The 12,162-nt window shown below is 43.8% G+C and carries 12 protein-coding genes and 2 tRNA genes; 11 read left to right on the top strand and 3 right to left on the bottom strand.

What is annotated here, in order from left to right; translation table 11 throughout:
• Positions 1–140 precede the first annotated feature (140 nt).
• Entirely contained in the window at positions 141–923 is a 783-nt protein-coding gene (sigG, locus tag OCV54_RS04020) for an RNA polymerase sporulation sigma factor SigG (RefSeq protein WP_022216377.1), read from the top strand.
• An 86-nt stretch (positions 924–1,009) separates the two neighbouring features.
• Here the strand turns inward: sigG and OCV54_RS04015 are convergent, their stop codons facing one another.
• Positions 1,010–1,207: a hypothetical protein gene (locus OCV54_RS04015; RefSeq protein ID WP_015535016.1), complete on the bottom strand. Its 198-nt coding sequence runs from the start codon at positions 1,205–1,207 to the stop codon at positions 1,010–1,012.
• Positions 1,208–1,212: 5 nt separating this feature from the next.
• Positions 1,213–2,622, bottom strand: coding sequence for an argininosuccinate lyase (argH, locus tag OCV54_RS04010; RefSeq protein ID WP_055222718.1), 1,410 nt, complete (start codon positions 2,620–2,622; stop codon positions 1,213–1,215).
• 233 nt (positions 2,623–2,855) lie between these two features.
• On the opposite strand from argH, the gene OCV54_RS04005 reads away from it, so the two are divergent.
• The 7 genes from OCV54_RS04005 (at position 2,856) to OCV54_RS03975 (ending at position 6,420) form a co-directional block, all read left to right on the top strand.
• Positions 2,856–3,923 carry a transglutaminase domain-containing protein gene (locus OCV54_RS04005; RefSeq protein WP_242859624.1) on the top strand — a complete coding sequence of 356 codons (1,068 nt, stop codon included), beginning with the start codon at positions 2,856–2,858 and terminating at the stop codon, positions 3,921–3,923.
• 37 nt (positions 3,924–3,960) lie between these two features.
• Positions 3,961–4,494, top strand: a complete 534-nt coding sequence (locus OCV54_RS04000) for a DUF1700 domain-containing protein (RefSeq protein WP_022216381.1) — start codon at positions 3,961–3,963, stop codon at positions 4,492–4,494.
• 92 nt (positions 4,495–4,586) lie between these two features.
• Positions 4,587–4,659 (top strand) — tRNA-Val (locus OCV54_RS03995).
• 12 nt (positions 4,660–4,671) lie between these two features.
• A tRNA-Met gene (locus OCV54_RS03990) sits at positions 4,672–4,745 on the top strand.
• A gap of 59 nt (positions 4,746–4,804) precedes the next feature.
• The gene (gene ispF, locus OCV54_RS03985; protein ID WP_022216382.1) at positions 4,805–5,359 is read left to right on the top strand and encodes a 2-C-methyl-D-erythritol 2,4-cyclodiphosphate synthase; all 555 of its coding nucleotides are present in this window, start codon (positions 4,805–4,807) and stop codon (positions 5,357–5,359) included.
• A 67-nt stretch (positions 5,360–5,426) separates the two neighbouring features.
• The gene (locus OCV54_RS03980) at positions 5,427–5,948 is read left to right on the top strand and encodes a DUF6106 family protein (protein ID WP_022216383.1); all 522 of its coding nucleotides are present in this window, start codon (positions 5,427–5,429) and stop codon (positions 5,946–5,948) included.
• A gap of 55 nt (positions 5,949–6,003) precedes the next feature.
• Positions 6,004–6,420 carry a putative ABC transporter permease gene (locus tag OCV54_RS03975; protein WP_022216384.1) on the top strand — a complete coding sequence of 139 codons (417 nt, stop codon included), beginning with the start codon at positions 6,004–6,006 and terminating at the stop codon, positions 6,418–6,420.
• A gap of 98 nt (positions 6,421–6,518) precedes the next feature.
• On the opposite strand, the gene OCV54_RS03970 is transcribed toward OCV54_RS03975, so the two are convergent.
• A complete protein-coding gene (locus tag OCV54_RS03970) occupies positions 6,519–6,749 on the bottom strand; it encodes a hypothetical protein (RefSeq protein WP_022216385.1) in 231 nt (76 codons plus the stop codon).
• A gap of 164 nt (positions 6,750–6,913) precedes the next feature.
• Between OCV54_RS03970 and OCV54_RS03965 the strand changes: the two genes are divergently transcribed.
• The 3 genes from OCV54_RS03965 to carB all read left to right on the top strand — a co-directional run bounded on the left by OCV54_RS03965 (position 6,914) and on the right by carB (position 12,045).
• Positions 6,914–7,573 carry an epoxyqueuosine reductase QueH gene (locus OCV54_RS03965; protein ID WP_082418038.1) on the top strand — a complete coding sequence of 220 codons (660 nt, stop codon included), beginning with the start codon at positions 6,914–6,916 and terminating at the stop codon, positions 7,571–7,573.
• A 192-nt stretch (positions 7,574–7,765) separates the two neighbouring features.
• Positions 7,766–8,839, top strand: coding sequence for a carbamoyl phosphate synthase small subunit (locus OCV54_RS03960; RefSeq protein WP_022216387.1), 1,074 nt, complete (start codon positions 7,766–7,768; stop codon positions 8,837–8,839).
• Complete coding sequence (carB, locus tag OCV54_RS03955) at positions 8,839–12,045, top strand: carbamoyl-phosphate synthase large subunit (RefSeq protein ID WP_055144327.1); 3,207 nt, start codon at positions 8,839–8,841, stop codon at positions 12,043–12,045. The genes OCV54_RS03960 and carB overlap by 1 nt, the downstream gene beginning before the upstream one ends.
• The last annotated feature ends 117 nt before the right edge of the window (positions 12,046–12,162 follow it).

Genomic DNA, 12,162 nt, shown 5'->3' with positions numbered 1-12,162 from the left:
GATGAGTGACTTAGGGCACAAATTGGTTTTCATGGTCTTTTTGCGTGCATATATATCAGTAAAAGTGGTGCAAATATGAATAAATTGGCATGTATCTGACAATCCTAGTGTTAGACAGATAACACGTGGAGGGACATGATATGGCGCTGAACAGAGTGGTTATATGTGGTGTAAATACATCGAAATTACCATATCTTACAGAGGATGAGAAGAACATGCTGTTTGACAGGATGGAGCAGGGAGACAGCTCTGCCCGGGAGGAGTTTATAGAGGGGAATCTCCGCCTTGTGCTCAGCGTGATCCAGAGATTTGGCAGTTCAAATGAGAATCCGGATGATCTGTTCCAGGTTGGCTGTATAGGGCTTATCAAGGCGTTGGATAATTTTGACAGAAGTCTCAATGTCAAATTCAGTACGTACGCTGTGCCTATGATCATAGGTGAGTGTAGAAGGTATCTCAGAGATAACAATGCTATAAGAGTATCAAGGTCATTGCGTGATATAGCCTACAAGGCGATATATGCCAAGGAAAATCTCCAGAAGACAAAGGATAAGGAGCCGACGATAGAGGAGATAGCGGAGGAGATAAGTATACCGAAGGAAGATATAGTCATGTCGCTTGATGCCATATCGGCACCGCTGTCCCTGTATGAGCCGGTGTATCAGGAGGGTGGAGACACCTTGTACATCATGGATCAGATAAGAGACAGAAAGAATAAGGAGGAGATGTGGGTTGAAAACCTTGATCTCAGAGAGGCTATGGACAGGCTGTGCGACAGGGAGAAGAATATAGTGAGGCTGAGATTTTTTGAGGGAAAGACCCAGACGGAGGTGGCAGAGGAGATATGCATATCCCAGGCGCAGGTCAGCCGCCTCGAGAAGAATGCGATAAAAAGTCTTAGAAGGTATCTTGAGGACAAATAAACCGGAATGTTGTACACATATAAATATCCCCGCTGGGCCATAGTGAGAACAGCGGGGATATTTATTATACGGTATGTGGATTAAGCTTAGATAAGGTAGCCTGAATCGAGATCGACATCCTTCACGTCGTGTCTTGTGACGAGTCCGTCTTTCTGGATGTCATGCTGTATTTTTTTCAGGGTTTCCATTGGAAGCTCAGTCATGAGAGCAACCTCCTCAAGAGAGATATCGACCTTGAGCATCTTTTCTGCCATATCGTATTTGGCTTTTGTTGTATTGTTCATAAAAATCACTCCTTGGTGTGCTTGGTTAAATCCTGCTCAGCCCATGCTAAGAACTTGTCGTTTGCATCGATCACCTTCTGCATTGCAGCGTGTCCCGGAGCACCGATTGTGTTACGCTTCTGAACACATTCTTCCATGCTGATGGCTGTATATATGTCATCTTCAAATACAGGACAGATGGCCTTGTACTCGTCGAGACTAAGCTGGTCGAGGGAGATGTTCTCCTCTATGCACTTCAGAACGAGCTGGCCGACGATGCCGTGTGCATCACGGAAAGGTACACCGTGATTTACAAGGTAATCTGCGGCATCTGTTGCGTTGGTGAATCCGTTCTTGGCTGATGCTTCCATTCTAGGCTTGTTGACTGTCATGGTGGCTATCATGCCTGTGAACAGTGCGAGACATCCCTTTACAGTGTCTATCGCGTCAAATGTGAGCTCCTTATCCTCCTGCATGTCCTTGTTGTATGCGAGAGGGATTCCCTTCATGGTTGTGAGAAGGGAGGTGAGAGCACCGTAAACCCTGCCTGTCTTACCTCTTACGAGCTCGGCTATATCCGGGTTCTTCTTCTGTGGCATGATAGAGCTTCCTGTGCTGTATGAATCATCGAGCTCAACAAACTGATATTCATTTGAGTTCCAGATGATGATCTCCTCGGAGAAACGTGAGAGATGCATCATGATGGTAGACATGGCGGATAAAAGCTCTATGCAGTAATCCCTGTCGGCAACTGAATCCATGCTGTTGAGAGTCGGACCGTAGAAGTCCAGCAGAGAAGCGGTGAGCTCTCTGTCGAGCGGATATGTGGTTCCTGCGAGGGCACCTGATCCGAGAGGACAGTAGTTCATTCTGTCATATATATCGTTCATTCTGTCGTAGTCACGCTTGAACATCTCCATGTATGCTCCAAAGTGATGTGCCAGAGTTATTGGCTGTGCCTTCTGGAGGTGAGTAAATCCAGGCATGTATGTGTCGATGTGCTCATTCATAAGTCTGTGAAGAGTAGTCAGAAGCTTGTAAATAAGCTCCTTGAGCTCGATGATCTCGTCTCTTACATAGAGCTTCATGTCCAATGCAACCTGGTCGTTCCTGCTTCGTCCGGTGTGAAGCTTTTTGCCCACATCGCCGATCCTGTCTATGAGATTTGCCTCGACAAAGCTGTGTATATCTTCGTATTCTGAAGTGATCTGCAGAGAACCGTTCTCCACATCGTTCAGTATGCCCTTAAGTCCCGCTATGATCTGATCTCTTTCCTCGTCAGTGAGAATACCGGATGAAGCGAGCATGGTTACATGCGCGATACTTCCGCGGATATCCTGTCTGTAGAATTTCTGATCAAATGAAATAGATGCGTTAAAGTTATATACTAATTTGTCTGTTTCTTTTGTGAAGCGTCCGCCCCAGAGCTGAGCCATATTAAATCCTCTTTTCTGTTATTTTTTTGTTTTAGGTTGAAAACTGAGTAAATTATAAGGTAGTTTTCAAACAACGTACATTTTACAACATAAAAGTTCGCATATCAACACAAATAAGGTTTATTTATAACCACAGGAAATGCGTGGTTGGTGCTTGCGGCGCAAAAGTACAGATGATAAAATATACAGGCGGATCACCGCAGCAAAGCAGGGATGGAGGATTGACAGGAAGTTTGGGTACAAAAAAGAAGATTCTTGGAGTTATAAGTATTGTAGTTGTTCTCTCGCTGATGATGGTGGGAGTGCGGTGGTTGTTCTTCAATGTGATCAAGAGCAGCCAGATGCTTGATGGCCTGGTGGAGTTCCGGGCGGCCGTTGTCCAGGATATGGAGGACGGAGACGAGTCGGGCATGTATTATGTAAGTAATGTGGCGAAAAGTGATGTGCACAACATCAACAAATATATAGATTCGGCATACGGCTCAGTGGATACGTACAGGATAATAATCGAGACGGGAAGATATCTGGCAATACAGCTCAACTATGAACTGTCGGATAATTATTATGCTGTCAGGAAATATATAGAAGGAACGGATATCCCGGAGGACAACATAAGGGCGAAGCAGATATATGAGGTGATCGACAGCTTTATAAATGACAACATTTCAGATGGCATGAGCGACCTTGACAAGGAGATCGCCGTGCACGATTATATAGTGGAAAACTGTGTCTATGGATATCCCGACAATAATGATGATGCATATACGGCATATGGAGCGCTGGTGCTTCACCAGAGCGTGTGCGACGGCTACGCTGAGGCGTTCTTCATAATCATGTCCTGTCTGGGCGTCAAATGTGACATAGTAGTCGGAAGCACGGAGGAAGGACTTCATGCATGGAATCAGATAGAGCTCGGCGGAGAATGGTATAATGTGGATCTGACATGGGATGACTCGCTGCCGGATATGGGCAGCTATCTGAAGCACACCTATGTGAATGTCGATGACAGCACACTGGAACTGACTCACTCATGGGAAAAGCAATTCTACAGAGAGTGTGCCGACACAGCGTATAATTTCTATAAAAAGAGGTTTTATACCTATGACTCGTTCGATGAGTATAAAAAAGGCATAAGGATACAGATGGGCGGCAGTAATGTGCTGGAAGCTGCTATATATACAGATGACGAAACATTTGACTTGTCATTTCTGTACAATTATGGCAATATAAGGTCTATAAATTATGTGGTGGAAGATATGGGCGGCTACAAAGTTGTCGTCGTATATCTTAATATGAAGTGATAAAAATAGAATTGACATAATGGCGCGGAGGTGCGATATGCGAAAAAGAGAGTTTATGGATGAGCTGAAGAAAGCTCTTGATGGAAATGTCTCAACGCAGACATATTATGACACGATAAATTATTATGAGGATTATTTTAAGAAGCAGAAAGAAGCAGGCAAGTCAGAGGAGGAGATATGTTCATCTCTGGGATCTGCAAGACTGATCGCCAAGACGATCATTGACACAGAGGGACAGGGCGCAAGCGGAAGATATTATGATACAGAATCCTCTTCGTATGATGGCAGCTACAACACCCGCAAAGCCAGCGGAAGCAGTCAGAAGGGCTGGCATGTAAATGTGGACGACGAGGGCAATACAAGCTTTGCTTATGGCAAGCTTGATTTCAGTTCACCGATAGGCAAGGTGCTGACAGCGATAATACTCATTCTTGTGGCTGCACTTGTTATAGGTATAGTGCTTGGAGTTATCTGGCTGGGATTTAAGATAGTGTGGTATATCGTGATACCTGTTGTCATCATTCTGTTCATAGTGAATCTCATTATTTACCTGTTTGGTGGAGGCCGATAAAAAATAAAATAAAAAAAGTGAAAAAAGTTGTTGACAAAACATGGTCACTTGAGTATACTAACAAAGGTGTCAGCGATGACACGAAGTAATATGGGATCTTAGCTCAGCTGGGAGAGCATCTGCCTTACAAGCAGAGGGTCATAGGTTCGAGCCCTATAGGTCCCATTTACAAGACATGGCGAGATAGCTCAGTTGGCTAGAGCATGCGGTTCATACCCGCAGTGTCGAGGGTTCGAATCCCCCTCTCGCTACTATTTGATGAGACGGAAGACATTCCGTCTTTTTTTTATTCATATAAGGAGGATATCACATGAGAGTTGGAATGGGATACGATGTCCACAGACTAGTTGAGGGACGAAAACTTATAATCGGAGGAGTTGAGATTCCATATGAGAAAGGACTCCTTGGACACAGCGATGCGGATGTACTTCTTCATGCGATAATGGATGCGCTTCTCGGTGCTGCGGCGTTGGGGGATATTGGAAAGCATTTCCCTGATACTGATGAGAGGTATAAGGGAGCGGACAGCATGAAGCTCCTGTCAGAAGTGAAGAGACTTCTCGAGGAGAAGCTCTACATCATCGAGAACATAGATGCGACCGTAATTGCCCAGAGCCCTAAGATGGCGCCGTACATTGATCAGATGAGGGAGAATATCTGTAATTGCCTGTGTATAGACAAGGATCAGGTCAATATCAAGGCGACAACGGAGGAGAAGCTTGGGTTTACCGGAGGGGGACTTGGAATAAGCTCCCAGGCGGTGTGCCTCATAGAGTCGGCATTTAATTACGCCGGAGATGATGCCGGAGCTGTCAGAACGGCAGGCTGTGGCGGATGCGGTGGATGTCCAGCGGGAATAAGATGACAAAACAGCCCATGTATGCTAGAATATAAGGGCTTAGAATTTTAAAGAACTTAAGGAGAAAAAAGGTATGTTAAATGATGGTTATGCAGAACATATAGTTAAGGCGAAGACACCTGCGAGTGTTACCTGCGGTATGGCTGCCGGAATCGTGCTGATGATCGCCGGACTTGGCGCAGCGATGTTCGTTCAGGGCTTTGGCAGTATTGGATTCTTAGTTGCGATTGCAGGTGCTGTTGTATTTGGTATTTTTGTTTCCAGAAGAGAGACGGAGTATGAATATATAATGGTGAATGAGGATATAGACATCGCAAGGATCATTGCAAAGAAGAGCAGAAAAAAGATCATGAGCTTCAGCAACGCCGATGTAAAGTTCATTGCGAAAGAGGGATGCATTTACCTCGACAATGAGCTTCAGCAGGACAGCTCAATAAAGACCAGGGATTTCACATCCGGCAATAAGCAGAATCAGGATGGTGTGTATGTGTTCGTCCTCAACAAGAACGGCAAGGCTGAATTCGTGAAGCTTGAGCTCTCAGACAGAACTATTGATCATGTAAATAACTTTTTCAGAGGAAAGTATAAAGAATAAATAATATTGACCCTCACGGTTGATACTAAACTGTATATATACAGGAGGTGTCGCTGTGAGGGTCTTTGTGTGTAAGTGCTTTACTATATTTATGACGGGTGGGATGATATATTATTTCCTGGAGATATCAGCCAGGCATTATTCCCATTATTCCATGATAATTTGTGGAGGTCTTGCTACGCTTTTGTGCGGCGGACTGAACCAGATGTTTCCGAAGATGGGGATACTTGCGCAGATGCTGGTTTCCTCTGTGATAATATCTGAGCTGGAGTTCCTGACCGGGTATGTTGTGAATATAAGACTAGGACTTAACGTGTGGGATTACTCTGATATGCCGTTAAATCTTGCGGGGCAGATATGTGTGCCTTATTCTATCCTGTGGATGTTCCTGTCGCTGATCATAATATATGTGGATGATGAGATACGGTGTCATATGTATAATGAAGAAAGGCCTGAGTACAGATTAATATAAAATATGGGAAAAAGCTCTTGATTCCATAGGGGAGTGGAGTAACAGCTTTTTCCCATATTCCATGTGTGTGCATATTTAATAAATTCCGTGTGAAAATATTATGATTCAAGGGGAGTAATCTTTAAACCCTTATAAAGCTTAGTATAAAGATTGCGCTCATCAGAGTACAACATTATACCACGTGAATCGCGTACGATATACGCATATTTGTTCTTCTGCACATTCATGTAAAGAACTTCATCAACGTTGAGCTCCTTGGCTTTGACCTTGGCAACGCTGACGCTGAGCGGCTCTAACTTGTACTTTTTAATTGCCTGCTGAACTGTCATAATCTACACCTCCATTGATAAATGATCATAACGTGCTTTAGTAACTATCTACAGTATATTGTAAAGATATAACAAAGTCAACTAGTAAACATGCACAAATGTGCAAAAGATAATCGAATGTTGTAAAATGTGGTGTGAAATATCGACAAAAAAAGGAGAAAACAATGATGCAAAATGCAAATTATTATCAAATGATGGAGAGACAGATAGCTGAATTTGATAGTGAAAATACACAATGCGGCAGAAAAAAACTGTTGCTGCACTGCTGTTGTGCGCCATGTTCCAGCCATTGTCTGTCGGTCCTTGCGGAGCATTTTGACATAACAGCTTATTTTTACAATCCAAATATAACGGATTACGATGAGTACATAAAAAGATTCCGTGAGCTTGACAGATTTGTACATGAAGTATATGTGGAAGGAGTGGATGTCGAACTGGCGGAGCATGAGCCGCAGGTGTTTCTGGATATGGCTAAGGGCAGGGAGGATCTTCCTGAGAGAGGACTCAGGTGCTATGACTGCTATAAGCTGAGACTTGAGAAGAGCGCGATCCATGCGAAGAAAAATGAATATGACGTATTTACGACCACATTGTCGATAAGCCCCCACAAGAATGCGGACTGGCTGAACGAGATAGGTGCAGAGATGAGCAGGAAATACGACATAGATTATCTGTTCAGTGATTTCAAGAAGAAAAATGGATATAAGCACTCGATAGAGCTGTCAAAGGAATATGGATTATACAGACAGAATTTCTGTGGATGTGAATTTAGCAGACGGGCTGCTGAGCTCAGAGATGAAAAAATTAATAAAAATATTGAATAAAAAACAAGATTTTTGCCGTGAACACAAAAATAAAAAATATATCGAAAAAAATATTGTACCGCCTTGTCAAATGTGGTAGTATTTATTAAATTAAGAAAAAAGAGGCCAATAAATGTGGGTTATCTCAAGCGTTTCCCCCGTTTTCACTCTTTTTTTTTGAGCAAAAATAGAAAAAACGAAAGGAATACGATTATGAAAGCTTTTTTGATACTTGAAGACGGACACGTGTTTGAAGGTAAAAGTATTGGCTCTACTGATGAGATAATCAGTGAGATAGTATTCAATACTTCGATGACCGGCTATCTGGAAATTCTTACAGATCCATCATATGCAGGGCAGTCAGTATGTATGACATATCCGCTTATAGGCAACTACGGTGTATGCAGAGAGGATATGGAGGCTGGCAGACCTTGGCAGTCAGGATTCATTGTTAGAGAGCTCTGCAAGACTCCTAGTAATTTCAGAAGCGAGATGACCATAAACGAATTTCTTGTTGAGAATAATATAACTGGTATAGAAGGAATAGATACCAGAACACTTACCAAGATCCTCAGGAAAGATGGTACCATGAGAGGTATGATCACAACTGATGAGAATTATGATTTTGATGAGTGCATGAAGCGTATTAAGGCATGGAAGATGGGACATGTTGTTCTCGATGTTACATGTAAGGAGAAAATATTCTATCCTGGTGACGGATTCAAGGTTGCAGTCATCGATCTCGGTGTTAAAAAGAACATCGTCAAGTCCCTCCTTGCAAGAGGTTGTCAGGTTACTGTATATCCTGCAGAGACACCTGCTGAGGAGATCATCGCAGACGCTCCGGACGGAATCATGCTTACAAATGGTCCTGGAGATCCAAAGGAGTGTAAGGTCACAATAGCTCAGGTAAAGAAGCTTTTCGATACAGATATTCCAATTTTTGCTATATGTCTTGGACATCAGCTCATGGCGCTTGCCAACGGCGGTGATACAGAGAAGATGAAGTACGGACACAGAGGTGCAAACCATCCTGTAAGAGATATGAAGACCGGCAAGGTATATATTTCAACACAGAATCACGGATATATGGTCAAGGAAGACAGCCTCGACAGAAAGATCGCAGAGGTCAGCTTCGTCAATGTAAATGACGGAACAGTAGAGGGAGTTCACTATCTTGGAAAGAATGCACAGACAGTTCAGTTCCATCCGGAGGCATGTGCAGGTCCGCTGGATACAGATTCACTGTTTGATACATTTATGAATATGATGGAGGTGTCAAAGTAATGCCAAAGAATCCTAATATAAAAAAGGTTGTAGTTATCGGATCAGGTCCTATAGTCATCGGTCAGGCTGCTGAGTTTGATTACGCCGGAACACAGGCGTGCCGTTCTCTTAAGGAAGAGGGACTGTGCGTTGTCCTCATCAACTCAAACCCTGCAACCATCATGACGGACAAGGATATAGCAGATAAGGTATATATTGAGCCTCTTACGGTTGATGTTGTAAAGGCTATCATTGAGAAGGAGAAGCCGGACAGCCTTCTGCCGACACTCGGCGGTCAGGCAGCCCTCAACATCGCCATGGAGCTTGATGAGTCAGGTTTCCTCAGAGAGCATGACGTGCTTCTCATAGGAACATCATCAACGACCATCAAGAAGGCCGAGGACAGACTTGAGTTCAAGAAGACTATGGAGAAGATCCATGAGCCTGTAGCACCTTCAGAGGTCGTTACAACAGTTCAGGGCGGTCTTAACTTTGTCAAGAAGATTGGATACCCTGTAGTTCTCCGTCCTGCATATACACTTGGAGGTTCAGGTGGTGGTATCGCTGAGAATGAGGAAGAGTTCAAGGAGATCCTCATGAACGGTCTGAGACTTTCACGTGTAGGACAGGTTCTTGTCGAGAGATGTATCGCAGGATGGAAGGAGATCGAGTACGAGGTTATGCGTGATGCAAATGGTACATGTATAACCGTATGTAACATGGAGAACCTTGATCCTGTCGGAGTACACACTGGAGACTCTATAGTCGTGGCTCCATCACAGACACTTGGTGACAAGGAGTACCAGATGCTCAGAAGCTCAGCACTGAACATTATCTCAGAGCTCAACATCAAGGGTGGATGTAACGTTCAGTTTGCTCTGAATCCTAATTCATTTGAGTATTGTGTTATCGAGGTAAACCCAAGAGTTTCAAGATCATCAGCACTTGCATCAAAGGCAACCGGATATCCTATTGCAAAGGTATCTGCCAAGATAGCCCTTGGATACAACTTGGATGAGATCAAGAACGCTATTACAAAGAAGACATATGCCAGCTTTGAGCCGGCACTTGATTACGTGGTTGTCAAGATCCCTAGACTTCCATTTGATAAATTCATCGCCGCTGACCATGATCTGACAACACAGATGAAGGCAACCGGTGAGGTTATGAGTATCTGTACAAACTTTGAGGGTGCACTTATGAAGGCTCTCCGTTCACTGGAGCAGCATGTAGACAGTCTCTGGTCAAGCAGATACAAGGATATGACAGACGAAGAGGTTATAAAGCTTCTCGGACATGTTGATGACAGACGTATCTATGTCATAGCTGAGGCTATCAGACGTGGAATATCATACGATCAGATCTATGACATCACCAAGATCGACAGATGGTTCATAGACAAGATCCACAACCTTGTTAAGGCTGAGAGAAAGATAATCGAGTCCAAGGGAGATATCTCCAAGGAGCTAATGAAGGAGATCAAGAGAGTTGAGTTCCCTGACAAGGTTATCGCGAGACTCACAGGCAAGACAGAGAAAGAGATCAGACAGATGCGTTACGACTACGGTGTAACAGCACACTTCAAGATGGTTGATACATGTGCAGCAGAGTTTGATGCCATGACTCCATATTACTATTCATGCTTTGATTCTCTGGAGAACGAGGTCGCTGAGGATAACTCAAAGAAGAAAGTAATGGTACTTGGTTCAGGCCCGATCAGAATCGGACAGGGTATCGAGTTCGATTACTGTTCAGTTCACAGCACATGGGCATTTGAGAGAAAGGGTTACGAGACAATCATCGTCAACAACAACCCTGAGACAGTCAGTACAGACTTTGATATAGCAAACAAGCTTTACTTTGAGCCTCTTACAGCGGAGGATGTTGAGGCTATAGTAAATCTGGAGCATCCGGATGGAGCTGTTGTACAGTTCGGTGGACAGACCGCTATCAAGCTCACAGAGGCACTCATGGAGATGGGGGTACCAATCCTTGGAACAAGTGCAGAGAATGTAGATGCAGCAGAGGACAGAGAGCTCTTCGATGAGATCCTTGAGAAGTGCTGTATACCAAGACCTGCTGGTAAGACGGTATTTACAAGAGAGCAGGCGCTTGAGGCTGCAAATGAGCTGGGTTATCCGGTACTTGTAAGACCTTCATACGTTCTCGGTGGACAGGGAATGCAGATCGCAATCTCTGATAAGGATATCATAGAGTTCATGGATATCATCAACAGACATACCCAGGAGCACCCAATACTTGTAGATAAGTACATCATGGGTAAAGAGGTCGAAGTCGATGCTGTATGTGATGGAGATGACATACTTATCCCTGGTATCATGGAGCATGTTGAGAGAGCCGGAATACATTCAGGAGACAGTATCTCGGTATATCCTGCACAGACACTCTCACCAAAGACAAAGAGAGTCATCGCTGATTACACCAAGAAGCTTGCAAACAGCCTGCACGTAATCGGACTTATAAATATACAGTTTATTGCATACAATGATGAGGTATATGTAATAGAGGTAAATCCTCGTTCAAGCCGTACAGTTCCATATATAAGCAAGGTAACAGGAATACCTATCGTAGATCTTGCAACACGTGTTATCACAGGTGAGAAGATCAAGGATATGGGTTACACACCTGGTCTTCAGCCGGAGTCAGAGTATTTCGCAATCAAGAAGCCTGTATTCTCATTTGAGAAGATCAGAGGCGCTGAGATAAGCCTTGGACCTGAGATGAAGTCAACAGGAGAGTGCCTTGGTATATCCAAGAACTACAATGAGGCTCTGTACAAGGCATTCCTTGGAGCCGGAATCAATCTTCCAAAAACCAAGAAGATGATCCTCACAGTCAAGGACTCAGATAAGATGGATGCTATAAATATCGGTAAGAGATTTGCTGCTCTTGGATATGAGATATATTCAACAAGAAGCACATGCAGAGTTCTCAATGAGAATGGTGTTCCTGCAAAGCTCATCAACAAGGTTGAGGAGCCATCACCAAATCTGCTTGACCTGATACTGAGCCATGAGATCGATCTGATAATCGACACTCCATCACAGGGTGTTGATAGAAGCAAGGATGGATTTATTATCAGACGTCACGCAGTTGAGACAGGTGTTACATGTCTTACAAGCCTTGATACAGCCGATGCGCTGCTCACAAGCCTTGAGACCGCTGATACCACAAAGCTTTCACTCGTGGATATAAGCGAGATATAAGTTCTGATTAAACAGATAAAAAATGGGGCAAAATGATAAACAACGTTAAAAGGGGTTGTCATTTTGCCTCATTCAATTTATGCTTGTTAGCATGTGGGATGTCACAAGGCATCTTCC

This window comes from Coprococcus aceti, from assembly GCF_025567285.1.
GTDB lineage: Bacteria > Bacillota > Clostridia > Lachnospirales > Lachnospiraceae > Coprococcus > Coprococcus aceti.
This window is presented reverse-complemented; position numbering and strand designations above follow the sequence as displayed.

What these genes read in the sequence shown, in the direction of transcription:
- sigG (WP_022216377.1), top strand. Translation starts at nt 141, where the DNA reads ATGGCGCTGAACAGAGTGGTTATATGTGGTGTAAATACATCGAAATTA.
- OCV54_RS04015 (WP_015535016.1), bottom strand. Translation starts at nt 1,207, where the DNA reads ATGAACAATACAACAAAAGCCAAATACGATATGGCAGAAAAGATGCTC.
- argH (WP_055222718.1), bottom strand. Translation starts at nt 2,622, where the DNA reads ATGGCTCAGCTCTGGGGCGGACGCTTCACAAAAGAAACAGACAAATTA.
- OCV54_RS04000 (WP_022216381.1), top strand. Translation starts at nt 3,961, where the DNA reads ATGCGAAAAAGAGAGTTTATGGATGAGCTGAAGAAAGCTCTTGATGGA.
- ispF (WP_022216382.1), top strand. Translation starts at nt 4,805, where the DNA reads ATGAGAGTTGGAATGGGATACGATGTCCACAGACTAGTTGAGGGACGA.
- OCV54_RS03980 (WP_022216383.1), top strand. Translation starts at nt 5,427, where the DNA reads ATGTTAAATGATGGTTATGCAGAACATATAGTTAAGGCGAAGACACCT.
- OCV54_RS03970 (WP_022216385.1), bottom strand. Translation starts at nt 6,749, where the DNA reads ATGACAGTTCAGCAGGCAATTAAAAAGTACAAGTTAGAGCCGCTCAGC.
- OCV54_RS03965 (WP_082418038.1), top strand. Translation starts at nt 6,914, where the DNA reads ATGATGCAAAATGCAAATTATTATCAAATGATGGAGAGACAGATAGCT.
- OCV54_RS03960 (WP_022216387.1), top strand. Translation starts at nt 7,766, where the DNA reads ATGAAAGCTTTTTTGATACTTGAAGACGGACACGTGTTTGAAGGTAAA.
- carB (WP_055144327.1), top strand. Translation starts at nt 8,839, where the DNA reads ATGCCAAAGAATCCTAATATAAAAAAGGTTGTAGTTATCGGATCAGGT.